This is a genomic window from Sphingosinicella xenopeptidilytica, assembly GCF_042676985.1.
Classification (GTDB): domain Bacteria; phylum Pseudomonadota; class Alphaproteobacteria; order Sphingomonadales; family Sphingomonadaceae; genus Sphingosinicella; species Sphingosinicella xenopeptidilytica.
The window spans coordinates 154,612-177,915 of sequence record NZ_JBHTIK010000004.1 but is presented as its reverse complement, the minus strand read 5'-3'; the positions used below and the strand labels follow the sequence as shown (position 1 = coordinate 177,915).

The 23,304-nt window shown below is 66.1% G+C and carries 25 protein-coding genes; 14 read left to right on the top strand and 11 right to left on the bottom strand.

The features are described from left to right. Positions 1–19: 19 nt before the first annotated feature. Positions 20–619 (top strand): hypothetical protein, encoded by a 600-nt coding sequence (locus ACFQ00_RS07325; protein ID WP_381488381.1) that lies wholly within the window; start codon positions 20–22, stop codon positions 617–619. Here ACFQ00_RS07325 and fghA read toward each other — a convergent pair. Together fghA and ACFQ00_RS07315 are read right to left on the bottom strand one after the other, a co-directional pair. Continuing rightward, positions 616–1,455 (bottom strand): S-formylglutathione hydrolase, encoded by an 840-nt coding sequence (gene fghA, locus ACFQ00_RS07320; protein WP_381488379.1) that lies wholly within the window; start codon positions 1,453–1,455, stop codon positions 616–618. The genes ACFQ00_RS07325 and fghA overlap by 4 nt on opposite strands. After that, positions 1,452–1,958 (bottom strand): prolyl-tRNA synthetase associated domain-containing protein, encoded by a 507-nt coding sequence (locus ACFQ00_RS07315; protein WP_381488376.1) that lies wholly within the window; start codon positions 1,956–1,958, stop codon positions 1,452–1,454. The genes fghA and ACFQ00_RS07315 overlap by 4 nt, the downstream gene beginning before the upstream one ends. A gap of 89 nt (positions 1,959–2,047) precedes the next feature. Between ACFQ00_RS07315 and ACFQ00_RS07310 the strand changes: the two genes are divergently transcribed. Next, on the top strand, positions 2,048–2,581 hold the full coding sequence (locus ACFQ00_RS07310) for a PAS domain-containing protein (protein ID WP_381488374.1): 534 nt from the start codon (positions 2,048–2,050) through the stop codon (positions 2,579–2,581). A 202-nt stretch (positions 2,582–2,783) separates the two neighbouring features. After that, complete coding sequence (locus ACFQ00_RS07305; RefSeq protein WP_271256524.1) at positions 2,784–2,996, top strand: hypothetical protein; 213 nt, start codon at positions 2,784–2,786, stop codon at positions 2,994–2,996. 82 nt (positions 2,997–3,078) lie between these two features. Here the strand turns inward: ACFQ00_RS07305 and typA are convergent, their stop codons facing one another. Then, positions 3,079–4,905 (bottom strand): translational GTPase TypA, encoded by a 1,827-nt coding sequence (gene typA, locus ACFQ00_RS07300; RefSeq protein WP_381488370.1) that lies wholly within the window; start codon positions 4,903–4,905, stop codon positions 3,079–3,081. Between the two features lie 121 nt (positions 4,906–5,026). Continuing rightward, the gene (locus ACFQ00_RS07295) at positions 5,027–5,632 is read right to left on the bottom strand and encodes a class I SAM-dependent methyltransferase (protein ID WP_381488368.1); all 606 of its coding nucleotides are present in this window, start codon (positions 5,630–5,632) and stop codon (positions 5,027–5,029) included. Between the two features lie 113 nt (positions 5,633–5,745). Here ACFQ00_RS07295 and ACFQ00_RS07290 point away from each other — a divergent pair, with 113 nt between their 5' ends. After that, positions 5,746–7,041 carry an O-acetylhomoserine aminocarboxypropyltransferase/cysteine synthase family protein gene (locus tag ACFQ00_RS07290; protein WP_381488365.1) on the top strand — a complete coding sequence of 432 codons (1,296 nt, stop codon included), beginning with the start codon at positions 5,746–5,748 and terminating at the stop codon, positions 7,039–7,041. On the opposite strand, the gene pgi is transcribed toward ACFQ00_RS07290, so the two are convergent. Continuing rightward, the gene (gene pgi / locus ACFQ00_RS07285; RefSeq protein WP_381488362.1) at positions 7,038–8,564 is read right to left on the bottom strand and encodes a glucose-6-phosphate isomerase; all 1,527 of its coding nucleotides are present in this window, start codon (positions 8,562–8,564) and stop codon (positions 7,038–7,040) included. The two genes, ACFQ00_RS07290 and pgi, sit on opposite strands and share 4 nt — an antisense overlap. A gap of 137 nt (positions 8,565–8,701) precedes the next feature. Here pgi and lepB point away from each other — a divergent pair, with 137 nt between their 5' ends. From lepB to era, 3 genes are read left to right on the top strand one after another with little or no spacing between them, the layout of a single operon-like run. Then, entirely contained in the window at positions 8,702–9,469 is a 768-nt protein-coding gene (lepB, locus tag ACFQ00_RS07280) for a signal peptidase I (RefSeq protein ID WP_381488717.1), read from the top strand. After that, positions 9,469–10,131, top strand: a complete 663-nt coding sequence (gene rnc / locus ACFQ00_RS07275; RefSeq protein ID WP_381488358.1) for a ribonuclease III — start codon at positions 9,469–9,471, stop codon at positions 10,129–10,131. Before lepB ends, rnc begins: the two co-directional genes overlap by 1 nt. Next, positions 10,128–11,027: a GTPase Era gene (gene era, locus ACFQ00_RS07270; protein ID WP_374599092.1), complete on the top strand. Its 900-nt coding sequence runs from the start codon at positions 10,128–10,130 to the stop codon at positions 11,025–11,027. Before rnc ends, era begins: the two co-directional genes overlap by 4 nt. A 156-nt stretch (positions 11,028–11,183) precedes the next feature. On the opposite strand, the gene ACFQ00_RS07265 is transcribed toward era, so the two are convergent. After that, positions 11,184–12,077: an MBL fold metallo-hydrolase gene (locus tag ACFQ00_RS07265; protein ID WP_381488355.1), complete on the bottom strand. Its 894-nt coding sequence runs from the start codon at positions 12,075–12,077 to the stop codon at positions 11,184–11,186. Between the two features lie 75 nt (positions 12,078–12,152). On the opposite strand from ACFQ00_RS07265, the gene ACFQ00_RS07260 reads away from it, so the two are divergent. Genes ACFQ00_RS07260 through ACFQ00_RS07250 form a run of 3 tightly spaced genes read left to right on the top strand, consistent with a single transcriptional unit; the run spans position 12,153 to position 13,775 of the window. Beyond that, positions 12,153–12,470 carry an ArsR/SmtB family transcription factor gene (locus ACFQ00_RS07260; protein ID WP_381488353.1) on the top strand — a complete coding sequence of 106 codons (318 nt, stop codon included), beginning with the start codon at positions 12,153–12,155 and terminating at the stop codon, positions 12,468–12,470. Positions 12,471–12,474: 4 nt separating this feature from the next. Further along, entirely contained in the window at positions 12,475–12,999 is a 525-nt protein-coding gene (locus tag ACFQ00_RS07255) for a rhodanese family protein (RefSeq protein WP_381488351.1), read from the top strand. Continuing rightward, positions 12,996–13,775, top strand: a complete 780-nt coding sequence (locus ACFQ00_RS07250) for a sulfite exporter TauE/SafE family protein (RefSeq protein ID WP_381488348.1) — start codon at positions 12,996–12,998, stop codon at positions 13,773–13,775. The genes ACFQ00_RS07255 and ACFQ00_RS07250 overlap by 4 nt, the downstream gene beginning before the upstream one ends. 4 nt (positions 13,776–13,779) lie before the next feature. Here the strand turns inward: ACFQ00_RS07250 and ACFQ00_RS07245 are convergent, their stop codons facing one another. After that, on the bottom strand, positions 13,780–14,601 hold the full coding sequence (locus ACFQ00_RS07245) for an arylamine N-acetyltransferase family protein (protein WP_381488345.1): 822 nt from the start codon (positions 14,599–14,601) through the stop codon (positions 13,780–13,782). Positions 14,602–14,658: 57 nt separating this feature from the next. On the opposite strand from ACFQ00_RS07245, the gene recO reads away from it, so the two are divergent. Beyond that, a complete protein-coding gene (gene recO, locus ACFQ00_RS07240; RefSeq protein WP_381488343.1) occupies positions 14,659–15,384 on the top strand; it encodes a DNA repair protein RecO in 726 nt (241 codons plus the stop codon). Positions 15,385–15,388: 4 nt separating this feature from the next. On the opposite strand, the gene ACFQ00_RS07235 is transcribed toward recO, so the two are convergent. Then, entirely contained in the window at positions 15,389–15,547 is a 159-nt protein-coding gene (locus tag ACFQ00_RS07235; RefSeq protein ID WP_381488341.1) for a hypothetical protein, read from the bottom strand. A gap of 101 nt (positions 15,548–15,648) precedes the next feature. On the opposite strand from ACFQ00_RS07235, the gene ACFQ00_RS07230 reads away from it, so the two are divergent. From ACFQ00_RS07230 to ACFQ00_RS07220, 3 genes are all read left to right on the top strand, one after another. Next, positions 15,649–16,569 carry a LysR substrate-binding domain-containing protein gene (locus ACFQ00_RS07230; protein ID WP_381488339.1) on the top strand — a complete coding sequence of 307 codons (921 nt, stop codon included), beginning with the start codon at positions 15,649–15,651 and terminating at the stop codon, positions 16,567–16,569. A 43-nt stretch (positions 16,570–16,612) separates the two neighbouring features. Beyond that, the gene (gene parC / locus ACFQ00_RS07225) at positions 16,613–18,898 is read left to right on the top strand and encodes a DNA topoisomerase IV subunit A (RefSeq protein ID WP_381488336.1); all 2,286 of its coding nucleotides are present in this window, start codon (positions 16,613–16,615) and stop codon (positions 18,896–18,898) included. Between the two features lie 254 nt (positions 18,899–19,152). Beyond that, entirely contained in the window at positions 19,153–20,979 is a 1,827-nt protein-coding gene (locus tag ACFQ00_RS07220) for a putative bifunctional diguanylate cyclase/phosphodiesterase (protein ID WP_381488333.1), read from the top strand. Here the strand turns inward: ACFQ00_RS07220 and ACFQ00_RS07215 are convergent. The 3 genes from ACFQ00_RS07215 to ACFQ00_RS07205 are packed head-to-tail and all read right to left on the bottom strand — an operon-like array spanning position 20,920 to position 23,260. Continuing rightward, on the bottom strand, positions 20,920–22,110 hold the full coding sequence (locus ACFQ00_RS07215; protein ID WP_381488331.1) for a CCA tRNA nucleotidyltransferase: 1,191 nt from the start codon (positions 22,108–22,110) through the stop codon (positions 20,920–20,922). The two genes, ACFQ00_RS07220 and ACFQ00_RS07215, sit on opposite strands and share 60 nt — an antisense overlap. Next, positions 22,107–22,709: a CoA pyrophosphatase gene (locus ACFQ00_RS07210; RefSeq protein ID WP_374599076.1), complete on the bottom strand. Its 603-nt coding sequence runs from the start codon at positions 22,707–22,709 to the stop codon at positions 22,107–22,109. Before ACFQ00_RS07210 ends, ACFQ00_RS07215 begins: the two co-directional genes overlap by 4 nt. Then, positions 22,706–23,260: a DUF1285 domain-containing protein gene (locus tag ACFQ00_RS07205; protein WP_381488326.1), complete on the bottom strand. Its 555-nt coding sequence runs from the start codon at positions 23,258–23,260 to the stop codon at positions 22,706–22,708. Before ACFQ00_RS07205 ends, ACFQ00_RS07210 begins: the two co-directional genes overlap by 4 nt. Positions 23,261–23,304 lie beyond the last annotated feature (44 nt).

Here is a 23,304-nt window from a genome sequence, read left to right as displayed (position 1 = left end):
CGGCTGCCGGGGGAAGCACATGACGGGGCGTATCGAGGAACTGGCGCACGAGATCGTCCGCCTGCAACAGGAGCTGGACCGCGAGATCGATCGCCGCCGCAAGGCGCTCGGCTGGTCGCTGAAGGCGCGGCTCGTCGAGTTCGAGCAGGGCATCGTGGCGGAGCACAAGCGGCTGCGCATGGGCCTCACCGAATTCTTCGCCCGCTCTTCATGGCGCACGATCGCCACCGCGCCGGTGATCTATTCGCTCATCGTGCCATTCGTCATCATCGACATCTGGGTCAGCCTCTATCAGGCGATCTGCTTTCGCGCCTATGGCATCGCGCGCGTCCGCCGCAGCGACCACATCGCGTTCGATCGCGGCAGCCTCGCTTATCTGAATGGGATCGAGGCGCTGAACTGCGCCTATTGCAGCTACGGCAACGGCGTCGTCAGCTACGTGCGTGAGGTCGCTGCGCGTACCGAACAATACTGGTGCCCGATCAAGCACGCGCTGAAGGTCAGCGGCGCGCACGAGCGCTATCAGGCCTTCCTCGAATACGGCGACGCCGAAGGCTACCGCGCCCGCCTCGACGCCTTCCGCGAGGCGCTGCGCAATGACAAGGCCGATCCGTCCTAACGGGTCAGCCGTTCATGGTGCCAGCGCAGGTGCGGCTCCATGAACGTCGAGATGAAGTAATAGCTGTGGTCGTAGCCCTCGCGCAGGCCGAGCGTCAGCGGAATACCTGCCTTCGCACACGCTGCTTCGAGCAGCTCGGGCTTCAGCTGTTCCTTCAGGAAAGTGTCCGCCCCGCCCTGATCCACCAGCAGCTCCGGCACACGCGCGCCGTCCTCGATCAGCGCACAGGCGTCATACTCGCGCCATGCCGCGCGGTCTGCCCCCAGATAGCCGCCAAGCGCCTTCTCGCCCCACGGGCAGTGGAGCGGGCTGACGATCGGCGCGAACGCCGAGGTCGCGCGGAACCGGCCTGGGTTGCGGAGGCTAATCGTGAGCGCACCGTGGCCGCCCATCGAATGGCCCATGATGCCCTGCCGCGCCATGTCCGCCGGGAAGTGCGCGCCGATCGTTTCAGGCAGTTCGCTCTCGATATAGCTGCGCATCCGGAAGTTCGCCGCCCAGGGCGCGGCGGTCGCATCGACGTAGAAGCCCGCGCCCTTGCCGAAATCGTAAGCCTCGTCGTCGGGCACGTCGTCACCGCGCGGGCTCGTATCGGGGGCCACGAAGATGAGGCCGAGTTCGGCGCACGCGCGCCGGAATTCGCCCTTCTCGGTGACGTTCGCGTGCGTGCAGGTGAGGCCGGAGAGATACCACACAACCGGCAGCTTCGCGCCCGGCGCGTGGTCGGGCACGAACACGCTGAACACCATCGGCGTCCCGGTTTCGCGCGAGCTGTGCTTGTAGACGCCCTGCGTGCCGCCGAAGCTGCGGTTCGTCGAAACGGTTTCGATGGTCATTTGTCCTCCAGCACGGGAATGTGAGCGATGATCGGCGCGTGACCCCACGCTTCGAGCGCACGCACAAGGTCACGCCCGGACATGCCGACCGTGGCCGTGTTGCGCAAGGGGTGGACGTTGACGACCTCCGCCGCCGCGAGCGCCGCATCCAGCGCCACCATCACCACGCCGCCCGCATCGTTGAACGCGGCAAGCGGCGTCACCGATCCCGGCGTGATGCCGAGCAGGCGCTCCATGTCCTCCGCCTTGCCGAAGCTCAGCCGCCGCGATCCGATCACGGCGGGCAGCGCCTTCAGGTTCGCGCGCGCCTCGGCAGGGATCGTGACGAGGAAGAACGCCCCCGCCTCATCCTTAAGAAACAGGTTCTTGGTGTGCGCCCCGGCGATCTCGTGGTGCAGCGCCTCGCTCTCACCCACGGTGAACACCGCCTGATGCTCGTGCTTCGTGAAGACGACGCCGAGCCCGCCGAGCGCCGCGTCCAGTTCCGTTTCCCGTGATGTCACGAAGGTCCCCTTTCCGCCCGGCGCATACAGCGCATTAACCCTCGCGTGCCAGTATGTTTGCACCGCGTTGCGTTTGCTGGAGAGTGGCCATGGGCCGAGAGACAGAGCTGCCGGGCCTTTCGCCCGGTCCCGAGGAGCTGGATTTCGTCCGCAAGGCGGTCGATCACGTCCGCGTTCGCTCTGAAGCTGCGCTCGCCCGCAAGGAGGGCGAGATTCGCCGCCTGCGCGCGGAGGTCGAATGCCTGCAGATCATCAAGCAGCGCTTCGAATCGATCGTCGACACCGTTCCCGTCATCATCTTCGCGTGCAATTCGAAGGGCGATGTCACCTACATCAACAACAGCTTCACGCGGCTCACGGGCTGCCCGCCCGAAGACGCGCTCGGCGCCGGCTGGCAGAGCTTCACGCACCCGGATGACGTCGAAATCGTCAAGACCGCCCTCGCCCTCGCGATCCAGAGCGGCGTCCCGCGCGGCTCGCTTATGCGGATGCGACCGCCAGGGGGCGAATACGTGATGTTCAGCGCCACCGGCACGGCGGTGCGCGACGGCAACGGCAAGTTCCTCGAATGGTACGGTATGCTCGTCCCGGAGCCCGGCGAGGTTCATCTGCTGAGCGTCTGAACACGAAATCAATACGTTACGGGTTCGCATCGACGTGCCAACCTGTCCCATCGCGGCACAGACGGGTCGAAAAACCTTACAATCCTGTGGCCTCCAATCCTCAGAACGCTGCAATTTCCGCCACATGCGGAACTGGCACCCTCCTTGCGTGTTGCAGCGACGAGGCGCCCTCTACCGGCGCCGAGTTGAAAGGACGAGGACCATGCTCGACACGCGCGCCTATGACGGCTCGAAGCAGGGCTACCGGCTTGTGTACCGCCCGTCGAAGGTCAATTGCTGCCCGGGTTGCGGCCACACCAACTGGTACATCGGCCGCAGCTCCGCCGAGTGCGCCTTCTGCGCGACCGCGCTGCCGCTCCAGCAAACGGGCGGCGCCGACTATCTCACCGATCTCGGGGTTCTGGTCGCGGCGTAACCGCGGTTTAAATTATGAAATAGGACGGATTCACGTTTGAGCCTGGAAGCGCGGTGCGCTTCCAGGCTCAAACGATCAGGCTCTAGGCAGCAGCCTTGCGCGATTCCCGCTTGCGCTCGTGCGGATCGAGGAAGCGCTTGCGGATGCGGATCGACTTCGGCGTCACTTCCACCAACTCGTCGTCGTCGATGTAGGCGATCGCCTGCTCCAGCGTCATGCGCTTCGGCGGCGTCAGGCGGATGGCGTCGTCCTTGCCCGATGCGCGGAAGTTGGTCAGCTGCTTGGACTTCAGCGGGTTGACCTCAAGATCCTGCGGCTTCGCGTTCTCGCCGATCACCATGCCCTGATACAGCGGCTCGCCGGGCGAGATGAACAGGATGCCGCGGTCTTCCAGCGCGTTCAGCGCATAGGCGACCGCTTCGCCCTGTTCCATCGAGATCAGCACGCCGTTCTGGCGCCCCGAAATCTGTCCCTTGTGCGGGCCATAGCTGTCGAACAGTCGATTCATGATGCCCGTGCCGCGCGTGTCGGACAGGAACTCGCCGTGATAGCCGATAAGGCCGCGCGACGGCGCGATGAAGGTCAGGCGCGTCTTGCCGCCGCCCGAAGGACGCATGTCGGTCATCTCGCCCTTCCGATGCGCCATCTTCTCGACGACCGTACCCGAATGCTCCTCGTCGACGTCGATCACGACCGTCTCATAGGGCTCCTCGCGGCCACCTGGGCCATCGCGGAACAGCACGCGGGGGCGCGAGATGCCGAGTTCGAAGCCTTCGCGGCGCATCGTCTCGATGAGCACGCCAAGCTGAAGCTCGCCGCGGCCCGCCACTTCGAAGCTGTCCTTGTCGGCGCTCTCGGTCACGCGGATGGCGACGTTGCCCTCGGCTTCGCGCAGCAGACGGTCGCGGATCATGCGGCTCGTCACCTTGCTGCCTTCGCGGCCCGCGAACGGGCTGTCGTTGACGGCGAAGGTCATGGCGAGCGTCGGCGGATCGATCGGCTGCGAATCGAGCGGCTCGGTTACCGTCGGTTCGGCGATCGTGTTGGCGACGGTTGCAGCGGAAAGCCCGGCGATGGCGACGATGTCGCCCGCCTCGGCGGTTTCAACCGGCACGCGCTCAAGCCCGCGGAACGCGAACACCTTGCTGGCGCGACCCTCTTCGACGACCTTGCCGGTGGCATCGAGCGCACGGATCGGCATGTTCGCCGAAAGCTTGCCGCTCGCGATGCGGCCCGTGAGGATACGGCCGAGGAAGTTGTCGCGGTCGAGCAGCGTCGCCAGCATCTTGAACGGCCCGTTCGCGTCGGTGTTCGGCGCGGGCACGTGCTCCACGATCTTCTGGAACAGCGGCGTCAGGTCGCCCGAGCGCACGTCCGCCGAAAGTCCGGCGTAGCCGCCGCGGCCGCTGGCGAACAGCGCCGGGAAATCGAGCTGCTCGTCGCTCGCATCGAGCGCCATGAACAGCTCGAACACCTCGTCGAGCACCTCGTCGGCGCGCGCGTCCGAACGGTCGACCTTGTTCACGACGACGATCGGACGCAGGCCAAGTGCGAGCGCCTTGCCGGTGACGAACTTCGTCTGCGGCATCGGCCCCTCGGCGGCGTCGACAAGCAGGATCACGCCGTCCACCATCGAGAGGATTCGCTCCACCTCGCCGCCGAAGTCGGCGTGGCCGGGCGTGTCGACGATGTTGATGCGCGTCGTGTCGCCGCCGTGCGCCCACTCGACCGAGGTGCACTTGGCAAGAATGGTGATGCCGCGCTCTTTTTCGAGGTCGTTCGAATCCATCGCGCGTTCTTCGACGCGCTGGTTCTCGCGGAACGTGCCCGATTGGCGGAAAAGCTGGTCGACAAGAGTCGTCTTGCCGTGATCGACGTGGGCGATGATCGCCACGTTACGAAGTCCCATCGTAGGGGGTGTCTTTCAAATTCGAGATTAAAGGGTCGCGCGCGCCCTTACAGCACCTGCTGCATCGCAGCAAGGCACGAGGCTGTTTCCGCCCCAGATTTACCAACCTGAATGAAGCAGCCTAACGCTGCTTCGCCAGCCACACGGTGCGCCCGCCGCAGCCCGGATCCTCGTTGACCTGCGCGACCACATCGAAACCGGCGAGGTCAAGCAATTGGCGATACTCGGGTCCGCCAAGGCTCGCGTGATAGAGATCCTCGCCTTCAAGCTTCCCTATCGCCTCGCCCGCCGCCGGGCCGCTGGTAAACATCAGCATCGCCCCAGGCAAAGCGTGGGCACCGAAAACGCCGAACATATGCCGCTGGCCATCGGGCGGCAGATGGAAGAAGCTGTCCCACGCGATGAGACCGCCAAAGCGCCGCCCGAGCGAAAGGCATCGCATGTCGGCAACGATGGTTTCCGCATCAGGGCAAGCTTTCAGGAACATGTCGATCATCGTTTTGGAGCTGTCGACGCCCATCACTTCGTGATGCCGAGCCCGCAAAAAACAGGCGATCGGTTCACCCGAACCACAGCCTATGTCCAGAACATGCGACGGAACGGGAAGCGCGGCTTCGAAACGCTCCAGCCATGCCATTTCCAGAACGGGCGCGGCTTTTCTTGCGGCTGTCCACGCAGCAGCATGTCGCTCGTAAAGGCCCATGATGTTCGCCGCAGCGCGATTCATGCTGATTTTCTAAGGGCTTTCGCTTCGGTTTGCCAAGGCGCCGCACGTACCGGCTCTTGGCTTCTCGCGGTCCGGACGACTAAAGAGAAAACAAACAAACAGGAGGATCACTCGTGACCAACAGCCTGCACCCCGAAACGCTGGCGCTCCACGCCGGCTGGCGCGCGGACCCGACAACGGGCGCGGTGGCACCCCCCATCTACCAGACGACCTCGTACCAGTTCAAAAACACCGAGCACGCGGCGAACCTGTTCGCGCTCTCCGAGCTCGGCAACATCTACACGCGCATCATGAACCCCACGACCGACGTCCTCGAGCAGCGGATCGCCGCACTCGAAGGCGGCGTGGCGGCGCTTGCGGTCGCGTCTGGTCAAGCCGCCTCGGCGTTCGCGATCCAGAACCTCGCGCGTGCGGGCGACAATGTCGTCAGCTCCACGGACCTTTACGGCGGGACGTGGAACCTGTTTGCGAACACGCTGAAGGACCAGGGCATCGAAGTGCGCTTCGTCGACCCGGCGGACCCGCAGGCATTCGTGCGCGCCAGCGACGACCGCACCCGCGCATGGTACGCGGAAACGCTTCCGAACCCGAAGCTGCGCGTGTTCCCGATCGGCGAGGTCGCCGCGCTCGGCCGCGCGCTCGGCATTCCGCTCATCGTCGACAACACCGCCGCGCCGCTGCTTGCGCGTCCCTTCGATCACGGCGCCGCGATCGTCGTCTATTCGGCGACGAAGTATATCGGCGGCCACGGCACCTCGATCGGCGGGCTCATCGTCGATAGCGGCACGTTCGATTGGGAAGCGAAGCCCGAGCGCAGCCCCACGCTCAACACGCCCGACGCGAGCTACCACGGCGCCGTCTGGACGCAGGCGGTGAAGCCGCTCGGCCCCATCGCCTACATCCTGCGTGCCCGCACCGTGCTGCTGCGCGATCTCGGCGCCGCGCTCTCGCCGACGAACGCGTTCCACATCCTGCAGGGCCTCGAAACCCTGCCGCTCCGGATGCCGCGCCATTCGTCGAACACGCAGGCAGTCGTCGATTATCTCAAGAAACGGAAGGGGATAACCAAGGTTATTCACCCTTCGGCTCAGGACAGCGAAGCCCGCGCCCGCGCCGACAAATATCTGAAGGGTGGCTACGGCGGTCTGCTCGGCTTCGAGCTTGAAGGCGGCCGCGACGCCGGACGCGCGTTCATCGACAACCTCAAGCTGCTCTACCATGTCGCCAACATCGGCGATGCGCGCAGCCTCGCGATCCACCCGGCCTCGACGACGCACTCGCAGCTTTCGGAAGCCGACCAGATCGCCACCGGTGTCTCCCCCGGCTACGTGCGCCTGTCGATCGGCCTCGAACACATCGACGACATCATCGCCGATATCGAACAGGCGCTGGTCGCAGCGGGCGCCTAGAGCAGCCGCGCCAGCAAGGCCTGGCTCGAGGCGTCAAATCCTTCGCCCGCGCTGCTGTTCAAGGCGGCGCGGGCCATCTCCTTGCCGAGTTCCACCCCCCACTGGTCGAACGGATTGATGCCGAGCAGTACCGCCGCGGCGAACGTGCGGTGCTCGTAAAACGCGATCAGCGCGCCAAGTGTGTGCGGGTCCAGCGTTTCCAGCACGATCGCGCTCGAAGGCCGGTTGCCCTGAAACGTCTTCGCCGCCGCCAGCGCCATATCGCCGCCACTCATCGCCAGGGCCTCTTCGGTCGTCCGTCCCCGCATCAGCGCCGCGCCCTGCGCGATAGCGTTCGCGAGAAGCTGCCGGTGATGCGCCACCCCCAGCCCATGCCCCGGCGTCTTCACCATCACGAATTCGGCGGGCACCAGATGCGTGCCCTGATGCAGAAGCTGGAACACCGCGTGCTGCGCGTCCGTGCCCGTGCCGCCCCACGTGATCGCCGCGCTCGGGTGCGTCAGCGCCCTGCCCTCACGGTCCACACGCTTGCCGTTGCTCTCCATTTCGAGCTGCTGGAGGAACGGCGGCAGTAGCCGCAATCGCTCGTCATAGGCAAAGACCGCGCGCGTCTCGGCGCCGAGGAATGCCGCGTAGAGCACGTCGACCATCGCCGCGAGTACCGGCGCGTTTTTCGTCCCGGGCGCGGTTTCAAAATGCGTGTCCATCGCACGCGCGCCCGCAAGCAGCGCCTCGAACGCCGCCCAGCCAAGGCTAAGCGCCGCCGTCACCCCCACCGCCGACCACAGCGAGTAGCGCCCGCCGACGCTTTCGGCGAAGCCAAGCACGTTCTCGCGCGCCACGCCCCACGCCACAGCTTTCTCCGGCGCGGCCGTCACGGCCACGAAGCGCTCGGCATTCCCGATCCAATCCCGCGCGCTTTCGGCGTTGGTCATGGTCTCGACGGTCGTGAACGTCTTCGACACGACCACCACCAGCGTCCGCGCCGGATCGCAGACGCGCATCGCGCGCGCCAGCGCGACACCGTCGATGTTGGAGATCACATGCGTGTCGTAACGCACGCCCTCACCGCCGAGCGCATCCATCAGCAGCGCCGGGCCAAGCGCCGAGCCGCCGATGCCGATGTGGAGGATATGCCGGATTTCGCCGAACGCCCCGGCCTCCACGCGTTCCACCAGCCGTCTTGTCGCTGCGCGCGCTTCCGCTGCCGCCGCAACAGCAGGCCCGCTGCCCGAACCGCGCTCCGCCGCGTGCGTCGCCGCGCGCGCTTCGCTCGGATTCACGACCGCACCGGAAAGGAGCGCCGCACGGCGCGATTCGAAGCCCGATGCCGACAGCAAGCCTGCGAGCGCCGCCTCCACGGCCTGCGACAGATGCGTCTTCGAAACATCGAAATGGAGCCCGGCAACGTCCACCGAGAGCCGCCCCGCCCTGTCCGGTTCCGCCGTGAACAGCGCGCTCAGCGCGGGAAGTCCGGTGCTTGCCGTCTCCACCGCTCTCCAGGCCGTGCTCCGCTCGTCCATCCGCCCCCCGCTCCTTGCTTGACACCCCGGACCGGGGCCAATAGTGCCGCCCTGTGAGCGATCCTGAAACCGTAGACCCTTCTACCGAAGCCGCCCGCGCAGTCCATCAGGCGCGCGGTGAACAGATGCTCGGCTCGATGAAGGAAGGCCTCAGAACCATCGTCGGCGCGGTGCTGATCGCGCTGTTCCTACGCTCGTTCGGCTACGAACCCTTTAACATCCCGTCCGAATCGATGCTGCCGCGCCTGCTCGTCGGCGATTATCTGTTCGTCGCGAAATGGCCCTATGGCTACAGCCGCTACTCGTTCCCGATGGGCCCGCCGATCTTCGAAGGCCGCATCGCGGGCAGCGCGCCGGAGCGCGGCGACATCGCCGTGTTCAAGACGCCGAGCGACAACCGCACGGACTTCATCAAGCGCGTGATCGGCCTGCCGGGCGACATCGTCCAGATGCGCGGCGGCACGCTCTACCTGAACGGCGATGCCGTCCCCAAGCGCCGGGTCGCCGATTTCATTGTGCCGCAGAGCCCGAACATGGCCTGTCTCAAGGGCGAGGTCTTCGTGGACCAGACCGGCGAGCGCATGTGCCGCTATATGCGCTTCGAAGAAACGCTGCCCGGCGGCCGCACCTATTTCGTGCTCGACAGCGACCCGATGAGCGCAGGCGACGACACCGCGCCGTTCGTGGTGCCCGAAGGCCATTATTTCATGATGGGCGACAACCGCGACAACAGCTCCGACAGCCGCTTCAGCTTCGCCGAGGGCGGCATCAGCTTCGTGCCTGCGGAAAATCTCGTCGGCCGCGCCGAGATCATGTTCTTCTCGACCGACGGCTCGGCAAACTGGTTCCTGCCGTGGACGTGGGTCTCGGCCGCGCGTTGGGAGCGCATCGGGCGGCTCTTCTGATGGAAAGCGCCGGTTGGGCACGAGAAGCGCTCGGCCACGAATTCGCCGATCCGAAGCTGCTTGAAACCGCGCTCACGCACGGTGGCGGGCGCAAACGCAACTACGAACGGCTGGAATTCCTCGGCGACCGCGTGCTCGGCTGCGTCATCGCCGCGTGGCTTTATCAGCGCTTCGATGAAACCGAAGGCGAACTCGCGCGCCGCTTCGCCGCGCTTGTCGACAAGGGCACCTGTGCCGAGGTCGCGCGCACCGTGGGCGTGCCGCCGATGATCCGCATGGAAACCGCCGCGCGGCAGGCGGGCGTGCACCGTTCGGACAACGTGCTCGGCGACATCTGCGAGGCATTGATCGGCGCGCTTTACGTCGATGGCGGCCTCCCCGCCGCCGAGGCTTTCATCCGGTCCGCATGGGCGGCGCACCTCGATCGGCGCGCCACCGCACCGCGCGATCCGAAGTCCGCACTGCAGGAGTGGGCGCAGGCGAAACACCTCCCGATTCCCGCTTACGAGGTCGTCGGCCGCTCCGGCCCGGATCATGCGCCGAGTTTCCGCGTTCGTGTCACCGTCAGGGGCTATGCGCCGGAAGAGGCGGAAGGTTCCAGCAAACAGGAAGCGGAAAAGCAGGCGGCAATCGCGCTGCTTTCGCGGGAGACGGGTGCATGAGCGAGAAGACCTGTTGCGGCGTCGTTGCGGTGGTGGGCGCGCCCAATGCGGGCAAGTCCAGCCTCGTGAACGCACTCGTCGGCCAGAAGGTCGCCATCGTCAGCCCTAAGGTGCAGACGACGCGCACGCGCTTGATGGGCCTTGCGATCGAGGAGCAGACGCAGATTCTCCTTGTCGACACGCCCGGCATCTTCCAGCCCAAGCGCCGCCTCGATCGCGCGATGGTCCACGCCGCGTGGGAAGGCACCGCGGGCGCCGACATCGTGCTCCTCGTCATCGACGGCAAGCGCGCGATCTCCGAGGAGACGAACGCGATCCTCGAAGTGCTCGCGAACCGGCCCGAGCCCAAGATGCTCGCCATCACCAAGGTCGATATCGCCGCGAAAGAGCGCCTGCTCCCGATCGCAGCCGAAGCGAACCGCCGTGTCGATTTCGCCGAAACGCTGATGGTTTCCAACGTCACCGGCGATGGCATCGACGATCTGCGCCGCACGCTTGCCGCCGCGCTCCCCGAAGGCCCCTGGCACTTCCCGGAAGATCAGGTCTCCAACATCACGACGCGGCTTCTTGCCGCCGAGATCACGCGCGAACAGCTCTACCGTCAGCTCCACGAGGAACTGCCCTACGCCTCCACCGTGGAGACCGAGCTGTGGGAGGAGCAGAAGAACGGCTCCGTGAAGATCCACCAGCAGATCCTCGTCCAGCGCGATACGCAGAAAGCCATCGTGCTCGGCAAAGGCGGCATCCGCATCCGCGCCATCGGCTCCGCCGCCCGCGCCGAGCTGGAAACGCTGCTCGATCGGCGCGTACACCTGTTCCTGAACGTGAAGGTGAAACCGGACTGGGCCGACGACCGCGAGACCTATCGGGACATGGGTCTCGGCTGGGTGGATTGATCCCCGCCGAGCCTAGGACCGATCGACATTCAGAGGATGACGTGCCGAAAATGGTGGATTTTCGTGACCCGGAGCGCAGCGTACTAAAGGTACGTGAGCACCGGAAGCTCGGAAAGCCGCCATTTGCAGGCCGTCAGAGCTGAATGTCGATCGGTCCTAGGCAAAAACGGCTTCGGCAACGTCACCCTTGATTTGCACCGGGATGCGCAGGAAGCGGACGCCGTTCGTTTCCGCCGCCGGAAAGCGCCCCGCGCGGATATTCACCTGAATCGAGGGCAGCAGCAGTTTCGGAACCGCCAGCGTCGCATCGCGCGCCTCGCGCATCGCGACGAAGTCGTCCTCGCTCACCCCGTCATGGACATGGATGCTGTTCCGGCGCTCCTCGCCCACGGTCGTTTCCCAGCGATACTGGTCGCGGCCAGGCGCCTTATAGTCGTGGCAAAGGAACACGCGCGTGTCGTCCGGCAGGCTGAGCAGGCGCCGGATCGAGCGGTAAAGCTGGCGCGCATCACCGCCGGGAAAGTCCGTGCGCGCGGTGCCGTAATCCGGCATGAACAGCGTATCGCCCACAAACGCCGCGTCGCCGATCCGATAGGTGAGGTCGGCGGGGGTGTGGCCGGGCGTGTGCATCACTTCGATCTCCAGCGCCCCAAGCGTGAAGCGCTCGCCATCGGAGAAGAGCCGATCGAAGTCCGAGCCATCCGTCTTCATGTCGTCGAACGCGAAGACCGGACGGAAGATTTTCTGCACGTCGCGGATATGTCCGCCAATGCCGATCCACGCGCCCGTCTTCGCCTTGATATAAGGCGCGGCCGAGAGATGATCGGCATGGGCGTGGGTTTCCAGCACCATGGCAATCTGCCAGCCCTTTTCCTCCGCCATCGCCAGGATGCTGTCGGCGGAACCGGTATCGACCTCACCGCTCGCCAGATCGAAATCAAGCACCGGATCGATCACCGCAGCCGTGCGCGTGGCGGGATCGGCAACCAGGTAGCTGATCGTGTTGGTGGGCTCGTCGAAAAACGCTTCGATCGTCGGGTTGGCAGTCATCGGAACCTCCATTCGCCCCTTGATTACATATTAGCATCTATTAAATTAGCAATATCTAATAATAAAGGCGTTGTGATGCTCAAGCCCCCGATAGACCTCGCGACCTTCGAACGGAAGGCCGGCGCGCTGGCGCAGACGTTGAAAGCGATCGGCAATGGTCGCCGCCTGATGATGCTGTGCAAACTTGTCGAGCATGGCGAGCGGACGGTCGGCGATCTCGCCGCCGATGTCGGCCTGTCGCAGTCGGCCCTGTCGCAGCATCTCGCCAAAATGCGCGACGAGGGTCTCGTCGCCTTCCGGCGCGAAAGCCAGACGCTCTGGTATCGGATCGCCGACCCACGGATCGAAGCGCTGCTCGCCGAACTCTACAAGCTCTATTGCCAGGAAGACTGATCCGATGACGATGATCCCTGTTACACCCGCGGAAGCCCGCCGTCTGATCGAGGCCGGCGCACAGCTGATCGATATCCGCGAGCCTGATGAACATGCACGCGAGCATATCCCCGGTGCGGCCAACGTGCCCGTAGGCGCACTTGACCGCCTCGAGACCAGCGATTGCGCGGTGGTGTTCCATTGCCGATCGGGCGCACGAACAGAGGCCAATGCCCCCCGGCTCGCGGCCGCCGCCGAAGGCCCCTGCTACATGATCGAGGGCGGGATCGACGCGTGGCACCGCGCCGGGCTCGATGTGTCCTTCGATCGGCGTCAGCCGCTGGAGTTGATGCGGCAGGTCCAGCTCGCCGCGGGCGGACTGGCGCTGCTCGGCGTTACCCTTGGCTTCCTTGTCGATAGCGGCTTCTTCGCCCTCTCCGCTTTTGTCGGCGCGGGACTGATGGTTGCGGGCGCAACGGGCTGGTGCGGCATGGCGCGGCTACTGAAGTGGATGCCGTGGAACCGCGGCATGGCGGCAAAAGTGGCGTGACAGCACCCGAAATTCTGCTCGCACTCGCCTCGGGCGGCCTCATCGGGATCGTGCTGGGGCTGGTGGGCGGCGGGGGCTCCATCCTCGCCGTGCCGCTGCTCGTCTATGTCGTCGGTGTCGGCTCAACCCACGCCGCAATTGGAACGGCCGCTGTCGCGGTTACGGCAAACGCACTGGCGGGTCTCACAGCTCATGCCCGCGCCGGCATGGTCAAGTGGTGCTGCGCGCTTGCCTTTGCGTCTGCCGGTATCGCTGGTGCCGCTATCGGCGCGGAGATCGGCAAGGCCTTCGACGGAAAACGCCTGTTGATGCTGTTCGGCCTGCTGATGGTCGGCGTGGGCCTCTCGATGCTGCGCAAACGGAAGCGAGAGGCCGATCCCGATGTCCGACTGTCGCGGGAGACGGCCGGAATTCTCCTGCCCCGGCTGTTGCCGTTGGGTGCGGGTGTCGGGTTTGCCGCCGGTTTCTTTGGGATCGGCGGCGGCTTCCTCATCGTGCCCGCGCTCATCGCGGCGACAGCCATGCCTTTCACCTATGCGGTCGGCACATCACTTGTCGTCGTCGTCGCACTTGGGCTGACCACGGCGGTGTCCTACGCGCTGTCAGGCTATGTCGATTGGCCGCTGACTACGCTGCTCGTTGCTGGCGGTGCAGCCGGGGCGGTGATCGGTATCGGGCTTGGCAGGAGGCTTTCCAGCCACAAGGCATTGCTTGAACGCATTTTCGCCGCGCTCGTCATCGGCGTCGGCATCTATGTCGCGTTTGGCGCCGCCTAAGACCCTACTCGAACTCGCCCTTCGGCAACGTCTCCACCTTCGCCCACACCGCCGCGACGTCCGGCACCTCGAGCCCGAACACGCCGCCAAGCGCCGCCGCGAGATCGTCCGCGCTCGTCATTGCTTCCGTCGACATGCCACCAGCCGTCACCGTGCGCCGCGTGCGGTTGACGATCGATTCGATGCGGCCGTCGAAGTGGCGCATCACCACGAAATTGCTCCGAAACGGCGAGCCGTCGTCCGCCATCAGCCATGCCTGCTGCGCGGCGAGTTGCGGCTCGTCGGCATAGTCCGCCTTAAAGTCAAAGCTGGGCGCCGCGCCGAAGCGCTGGTTGCGGAAGCGCAGCCAGCCGTCGTCCGCCGCCTCGATGCCGAAGTCGTGGTAGTCCTCGCTGTGATCGCCGATCGCGAGCGGAATCGGCCGCGCGGGCGCGTCGCCAAGGCCGCCGTCCACCAGCCACGGCCGATCGAGGTCCACGCGCAGCGTCAAGTGGTTGCCCACCACCAGATCGCCGAGTGCGGCGCGGTTCACGCCGCCGCACAGGCGCGTCACCTGGTAGCCCGCCCCGGAGAGCGCCGCACCCAGAAGCCCGTTCATCTCATAGCACCAGCCGCCGCGCCGGCCGTCGATCATCTTGTCGAACGCCGCCGCCGGATCGATGGCGTTCGGCCAGCCCATGAACGCATCGAGCACTTCCCACGTGAACGCGTGCACGTGCCCGCGCTGGAAGGCGGCGAGGCGGTCGAGATCGGGTGCACCCTCGCGCGGCACACCGATGCGCGCGCAGTAGCGGTCCATCTGTTCAGGTGTCAGTTCGGTCAGCACGCTTCAGGCCCCGCATATCGTTTGACGCGCGTCTAGCGCCTCGGCGATGATCCGCCAATGCACCTTGATGCCGAAGCCCTTGTCTGCGCCGCCATTGCCCACGGCGAGAACGGCGCGGTCGTGCGCTTCCTCACGGCGGAGGCGGGACTTGTCGCCGCTTATGTGCCCGGCGGTCGCTCGCAGCGGCTGCGCCCCGCGCTCGCGCCCGGCACGCGCGTGCGCCTGCGTCTCGATGGGCGCACGGAAACGCAGCTTGCCCGCGCAGGCGTGGAGATCGTGCGTTCGCGCGCCGCGCTCGCCTTCGATCCGCTGGCGCTGGCGCTCGTCGAATGGCTTGCGGGCCTCGCCGCGACGCTGCTTCCCGAAGGCCACCCCTACCCGCGCGTCCACGCAACGCTCGAATCGATCCTCGACCTCGCCGAGCTTCAGGATGATCCGCTCGTCACGCTCGCCGCGCTCGCGCGTTTCGAGCTGCTACTGCTTGCGGAACTGGGCTTCGGGCTAGACCTTTCCACCTGCGCCGCCACGGGGCAGACCGAAGATCTCGCCTTCGTCTCCCCGAAAACCGGCCGCGCGGTGAGCGCAGGCGCAGGCGCGCCCTATGCGGACCGCCTGTTCCGCCTGCCCGCGTTCATCTCGAACGGCGGCGCGGCAAGCGCGGAGGACGTCGCCGAAGCGCTCCGCATCGCCCGCCACTTCATCGAGCGCGACCTCCTCACCGGCCGCCGCGCCGCGAACCTCACCGCCGCGCGCGACAGGATCGAGACGCGGCTGAAGCGGTAGGGCATCAGCGGCAGCGCGGCTGTTCCGCGCGCCACGGCGCACGCCACTGGATCGTGCGCAGATGGCACATCGTGTCGATCACCGAAGCGACGACGCCTTCCACGAAGCCGTAGAGGGCCGAGCGGTGCTCGGTCATCAGCCGCATCTCGAATTCATCACGCATGGCAATTCTCCGTAGTCCAATGCGTGGAATGTGCCCGTGCGTCGCCCGCGAAGCCAACAAAACGATGGACGCCATTCATAAGCCAGACTTATGATGAGCCAATGCGCCACCTCCCACCCCTCGCCGCTGTCCGCGCCTTCGAAGCTGCCGCGCGTCACGGCCATTTCACCCGCGCAGCCGAGGAGCTGGGCATGACGCAGGCTGCAGTCAGCTATCAGGTCCGCCTGCTCGAAGACCGCGTCGGTCATAAGCTCTTCTTCCGAACTGGCGGCGGTGTGAAGCTCACCGATGTCGGCGCGCGCATCGCCCCGCTGCTCTCCGGCGCCTTCGACACGATGGAGGAAGCGTTCCGCACCGTACGGCAGGAGACGGAGAGCGTGCTTACCATCTCCTGCACCGTCTCCTTCGCGTCCAACTGGCTCGCGCCCCGGCTCGGCGCGTTTCAGGTGACGCGGCCGTCGCTCGCCGTGCGCCTGCAGAGCCAGAACCATATCGTCGATTTCGCGCGCGAGGATGTCGACGTCGCGGTGCGCGTCGGGCACGGCGAATGGCCGGGGCTCACCGCGCATTTCGTGATGCGCGACGCACTCCGCGCCTTCGCAAGCCCCGCTTTCATCGCCGCGCACCCGCCGATCGAAAGCATCGACGACGTGCTTCGCCTGCCCCGCATCAGCGCGGGCGACGAATGGTGGTCGATCTGGCGCGACTGCTTCGATGCCGCGCACATCGAGGATCGCCCCTCCCCTGGCCTGCGGCTCGATTCCCAGATCATGGAGGTGCAGGCGATCATGGCGGGGCACGGCATCGGCCTGCTCAATCCGCTGTTCTGGGCGCAGGATATCGCCGCCGGCCGGCTCGTCCCCGCCTTCGGGGAGACCGTGTTCGATCATCGCAGCTACTGGCTCGTCTACCCCGCGCACACCGGCGCACGGCCCAAGGTGAAGGCGTTCCGCGAATGGCTGCTCGCAGAGGCCGCGCGCGAGGCGGCAAGCGATCCGTTCGGCAACTACGAGCGTCCCTGACGGAAGGCTCGCATCGCCCTTCCGGGCCTGCTATCGCCCTCCCATGACCGAACTTCTCGACCCTGAATCGAACATCATCGAAGCCCCGTTCGGCGACGCGCTCGCCGATCGTTATCTGGTCTATGCGCTCTCCACGATCACCGCGCGGTCGCTCCCCGATGTGCGCGACGGGTTGAAGCCCGTCCACCGCCGGCTCCTCTGGGCGATGCGGCTTTTGAAGCTCGATCCGGGTCAGGGTTACAAGAAGTGTGCGCGCGTCGTCGGCGACGTCATCGGTAAATACCATCCGCACGGCGACGTTGCCGTCTACGATGCGATGGTCCGCCTCGCGCAGGATTTCTCGCTCCGCTACCCGCTCGTCGACGGCCAGGGCAATTTCGGCAACATCGACGGCGATAACGCCGCCGCCTACCGCTACACCGAGGCGCGCCTCACGCAGGTCGCGCTCGATCTGATGGCCGGTCTCGACGAGGACGCCACCGACTTCCGCCCGACCTACAACGGCGAGGACGAAGAGCCGGAGGTGATGCCCGGCCTGTTCCCGAACCTCCTTGCGAACGGCGCCAGCGGCATCGCCGTCGGCATGGCCACCTCGATCCCGCCGCACAACGCCGCCGAGCTGATCGACGCCGCCGTGCTCCTCATCGATCAGCCCGCCGCCGAGCTTGACCAGCTTCTCGAACACGTGAAGGGCCCGGATTTCCCCACCGGCGCGCTCATCGTCGACAGCCCGGCGAGCATCCGCGAAGCCTACGCCACCGGCCGCGGCAGCTTCCGCGTGCGTGCGCGTTTCGCCGGGCATGAAGACCCCACGACAGGCAAATGGGCCGTGGAGCCCGAAAAGCTCTCCGGCGGCACGTGGCAACTCGTCATCACCGAAATCCCCTACGGCGTGCAGAAGGGCAAGCTGATCGAGCAGATCGCGCAGCTCATCGCCGACAAGAAGCTGCCCATCCTCGAAGACGTGCGCGACGAGAGCGACGAAGCGATCCGCATCGTCATCGTGCCGAAAAGCCGCAACGTCGAGCCCGAGGTGCTGGTGGAAAGCCTCTACCGCCTCACCGAGCTTGAAACGCGCTTCTCGCTCAACCTCAACGTGCTCGATGCCGAGCGCACGCCGCGCGTGATGAGCCTGAAAGACGTGCTCACGCAGTGGCTCACCCACCAGATCGGCGTGCTGCTGCGTCGCTCCCGCCACCGGCTGGCGAAGATCGACGACCGGCTGGAGCTGCTCGGCGGCTATCTGATCGCCTATCTCAATCTCGATCGTGTCATCGAGATCATCCGCACCGAGGATGAGCCGAAGGCCGTGATGATGGAAGAGTTCCAGCTCACAGACCGGCAGGCCGAAGCCATCCTCAACATGCGCCTCAGGAGCCTCCGCCGCCTCGAGGAAATGGAAATCCGCAAGGAACGCGATGATCTTGCCAAGGAACGCGAAGGCCTCGTCGCGCTCATCGACAGCCCGGCACGCCAGCGCACACGCCTGAAACGCGACCTCGCCGTGCTTCGTGAACGCTACGGCTTCGAAACCGTGCTCGGCGCCCGCCGCACGCGGATCGAGGAAGCCTCGGCGACGCGTGAAATCCCACTGGAAGCGATGATCGAGAAGGAACCGATCACCGTCGTCGTTTCGGCAAAAGGCTGGGCGCGCGCCATGAAAGGTCACCTCGACCTCAGCGACCCGGAGGCGTTCAAGTTCAAGGAGGGCGACGGCCCCGCCTTCGCCTTCCACGCGCAGACCACCGACAAGATCCTCATCGCCGCCGACAACGGCCGTTTCTACACCGTGGGGGCGGACAAGCTCCCCGGCGGCCGCGGTTTCGGCGAACCGCTGCGGCTGCTTGTCGATATCGAAGGCGACGCGACGATCGCCACCGTCCTCCCCGCGCGGCCCGAAATGCGCGTGCTGCTCGCGTCAAGCGACGGCCGAGGCTTCATCGCGGTGAACGAGGAGCTGCTCGCCGAAACCCGCAAGGGGCGGCAGGTCGTGACCTTCAAGAAAGGCGCGCGGCTGCACAGCATTCGGCCTATCGCCACGACAGACGACCACCTCGCGCTCATCGGCGAGAACCGGAAGCTGCTGATCGTGCCGGTCGGCGAAATCCCCGTGATGGCGCGCGGTCAGGGCGTCGCGCTCCAGAAATACCGCGACGGCGGGCTTTCAGACGTCCTGCCCTTCCGCTTCGCGGACGGGCTTTCGTGGACGATGGGCGGCAAGGAAGGCCGAACCAGAACCGAAACGGACCTTGCCAACTGGCTCGGTTCACGCGCGCAGGTCGGCCGCCTGCCGCCGATGGGTTTCCCGCGCAATAATCGCTTCGACTAAGCATCGTGCGCAAAAGTGGGAACCGGTTTTGCGCGAACGACGATGCGTCCACAAAGAGAGAGCAAGCTGCGTGATTTCGGAATCACGCAGCTTGCTCCAATACTTCCGCTTCGGAAGTTAACTTTATTTCGAAAGCATAACTGCGCTTTACGGCTCCTTAATTTCGTGCGTGCCATTCCTTTCAAAACCGGTGCCGGCCTTCGCGTGATCTGAGGCCGGGAAACCAGCCGGCCGAGTCGCAAGTGAAGGGAACGATGCAGTCGAAACGCGCGATCGGAGCGGCAGGTTCGGCGGCAGATCGTATCGGCGGTATTGAACCCGCCGCTGCTGCCGCAGCCGAAGCGATACTTCAGGGTGTCATCGATACGCTCCCCGTCGGCGTGCTCATCTTCCAGGCCGGACCCGATGGCATTCCCGTGTGCCTGTCCTCCAATGCCACCTTCGAAAGCTGGGCGCGCTATCCGCACAATCAGGTGATCGGGCTCGGTCTGCCGCGCATCCGCCTTCTGAACGAGAACCCACGCATCGGCGTCGCCGTGGAATCGCTGCTGCAGGACCCGCGCGGTGCCAAGCGCGAGATCGATTGGACGGTTTCGGAAAGCCCCCGCCAACGCCATCTTTCCGCGCACATCTCACCGCTGGCGCCGTCGGGCGACGCTCCGGCACGCGTGGTCATCGCCGTGCGCGACCGCACACCCGAGATTCAGGCCGAACGCAACCTCAAGCAGACGATGCTGAACGATGCACTCACCGGGCTTCCCAACCGCGTGCTGTTCATCGAACAGCTCGAAGAAGCGCTCGAAGGCCGCATGAAGTCGCACCTCGCGGTCGCGGTCATCAACATCGATCGCTTCAAGCGCGTGAACGAAAATCTCGGTCACATCGTCGGCGACGAGCTGCTCGCGGCGATGGCACGCCGCCTGCTGCCCTGCATTCGCGCCAACGATTGCCTCGCGCGCCTCTCGGGCGACGAGTTCGCGGTGCTGGTGAAGAACATCGATGCACCCGAAGACACGATCCGCGTCGTCGAGCGCATTCAGAGCACATTGAAGTCGCCATTCGTCATCACCGGCGGCGAGTGCTTCGTCTCGGCAAGCATAGGCATCGCCACGACCTTCTCGTCACGCCGCTATTCCGAAGACCTGATCCGCGACGCCGATTTCGCGCTGCACACCGCGAAGTCGCGCGGACGCGGCGGCATCGCCATCTACCAGTCGAGCGCGCACAGCGTCGCGCGCGACATGTTCCGCATGGAAGCGGATCTCAGGAAGGCGATTGAGCGGCAGGAACTCGAACTCGCCTTCCAGCCTTACGTGAACCTCGCCGAAGGCCGCCTTGTGGGCTTCGAAGCGCTCGCCCGCTGGAATCATCCCGAGCGCGGTGTCATTTCACCGTCCGATTTCATCCCCATCGCCGAGGATTCGGGGCTGATCGTCCCGCTCGGCCGATGGGCGATCGAAACCGCCTGCAACCAGATTGCCGACTGGCGCCGGCGCTGCGCCGGAGCCGCTGATCTCACGGTCGGCGTCAACGTCTCGGGGCTGCAACTGGCACAGGACGATATCGTCGGCGCGGTCGAGGCCGCGCTCACGGCGTCCGGCATCCCGGGCCGCGCGCTCAAGGTCGAGCTTACCGAAAGCGCCATCGTCGAGAACCCGGAGCTGGCGCGGCAAATCTTCACCAAGCTCAAGCAGCTCGATCTCAGCATCGCGATGGACGACTTCGGCACCGGCTATTCGTCGCTCAGCTACCTTCAGCAGCTGCCCATCGACGTGCTCAAGATCGACCAGTCGTTCGTGGGCGGCATGATGAAGTCGGACGACAGCCACAAGATCGTCACCACGATCATCGCGCTCGCGCGCAATCTCGGCATGACGACCGTCGCGGAAGGTGTCGAGGAAGAGAGCCAGGCGGAGCGCCTGCGCGCGCTCGGCTGCGACACCGCGCAGGGCTATTTCTTCGCCCGGCCGATGGCTGCGCAGGAAGCCGAACAGTTCATCGACAACGGCATCTGCTGCCCTTCACGCAAGCGCCGCGTCGAGCAGCGCACCGACGTGCACAGCGTCGCGCGGACATCCTGACGCCACCCAGCCGCGTTCGAAGCGCTGCAGGCGGAGGCTCACCTCCGGGCCGGGGGTAACACCGCGCGCGATGATATCCTTGCCGCTCACCGGCATTGCGGGGCGCTCCCAGCCTTCCAGCGCCGTCCATGCCGCATGGCCTTCATCCCCCAGCAGCAGCAGCCGGTCCCGCGCCGTTTCCGCGCCGCTGAAATAGGCGGCTGTGCACGGGTCATCGGGCAGTGCCGGGTCGGGAAGGCCAAGCGCATCGAGCCGCGCCGTATCGCGCCGAGACAGCCGCAGCCGCGCGCCGAAGGCCGTGCCCAGCCCCGCGCGCTGCGGCAACAGCGCGGCAAAGCGCCGGACCGGATCGGGCTCGGCGCCCCACGCAGCCTCGCGCGCTGTAAGCGCCGCGAGGTTCGAAACCCGCTCCGCCACGATTTCCGGGAGCACCGGCTTCAGCACGCCGAGCGACAGCATGAGCCCGATCGTCTCCGCCGCGCGCGGCAGCACGAGGATACGGAACAGCTCGTCGCGAATACGCTCACGCGACAGCGCCATCAGGTCGTTCGCACGCGCCGCGCAGGCGGCAAGCCCCTCCGCATCCGGCTCTCCGCGTCCGAAGCGGCTGTGGAAGCGGAAGAAGCGCAGGATACGCAGGTGATCCTCCGCGATGCGCTGCAGCGGCTCTCCAATGAAGCGCACCCGCCCCGCATCCAGATCGGCGAGCCCACCGAACCAATCGTCGATCTCGCCGCCCGGAAGCCGCGCATAGAGCGCATTGATCGTGAAATCGCGCCGCGCCGCGTCTTCGCGCCAGTCGTCCGTATAGGCCACCGTCGCACGCCGCCCGTCCGTAGAAACGTCACGGCGCAGCGTCGTGACCTCCATGATGAGGTCAGGCGTCACCGCCGTCACCGTGCCGTGCGCGATCCCCGTCGGCACCACCTGCACCCCCGCTGCTTCCAGTCGCTTCGTCACCTCTTGGGGAGAAAGCGCCGTCGCAAGATCGACATCTGTCACCGGCAGCGCGAGCAGCGCATCGCGCACCGCGCCGCCGACCAGCCGTGTCGTACCGCTCCCCGCATCGAGCGCACTCAGCACAGCGCTGCCGCCCGGCGTCTCCGCCCATGCCTGCCGAGGAAGCCTCATTGCGTCAGGATCCGCGCGAGGTTCACGACCATCCCCGCCGTCGCGCCCCAGATGTCACCATCGCGCCACGGGATCACGTAGAAGGTGCGTTCACGCCCCTTCCATTCGCCCGTCCGCCTCTCGTGCTTCGAAGCATCGAGCACATAATCGAGCGGCACCTCGAACAGGCTCTCGACCTCCGCCTCGTGCGGCATCAGTGCGAGGTCGGGCGGAATGATGCCCACTACCGGCGTCACACGGAACCCCGTTCCCGTCGCATAGTCGTCGATCGGGGCGATCACTTCCACGTGGGTCGGCGACAGCGCCGTCTCCTCCTCCGCCTCGCGCAGCGCCGCGCGCACCGCGTCCTCACCGGGGTCGAGCCGCCCGCCCGGAAACGCCACCTGTCCCGCATGACGACGCATGTTCGCATTGCGCTTGGTGAACAGCAGCGTCGGTTCGCGCCGCGCGATCACCGGCACGAGCACCGCCGCAGGCGTAAGCGCGCCGAGGAGCTCGGTATCGAAATTGTCGATGTCGTCGCCGAACTGCGGCAGATGGCCGGGGATGCGTTCATAGTGGCGCAGGCGCGCGCGAATCCAGTCGAGATCGGGGCTCATGCGGCGTCCATCAGCGGGAAGTATGCGCCTTCGCTCCACACGCCGGGCGGATCGCCGCCCTCGGCGATGGCGATTTCGGCGAGTTCATAATAGACGGGCCGCGCGATCCGCGCCTCCAGCCCGCCGCGCACATGCAGGTACGGCGCCCCGTCCCGCAGCGAAATTGCGTTCTCCGGCCCGGCGATCACCGGATCGCCGGTGCCCAGCGTGAAGCCGAGACGCCGCCCGTCCCCCTCTCCCTCGCTCCGCACCGCGACGGCGATGAACGCCGCGTCCTCAACCGCGATGTCGAGCTTCTCTGCAGGCGTCACCAGCACATGCCGCCCGTCCGCCTCGCGGCGCAGGATCGTCGAGAACAGCCGCACCATCTCGGGCCGGGGGATCGGCGCGTCCTGATGGAACCACGTCCCGTCCCGCGCGATCCGCATTTCGCTGTCGCCGGTGCGCTCCGGGTGCCAGCTTTCGACCGGCGGCAGCCTCTGCGCGGCGACGGCCTGCGCGATTTCAGCAAGCGACGCCGGAAGGTCGAGGGTGGCACGTGTGTCGATCATGGCTTGCCACCCTTATCGCGCGCGGCGATGATTGTAACCCTGAT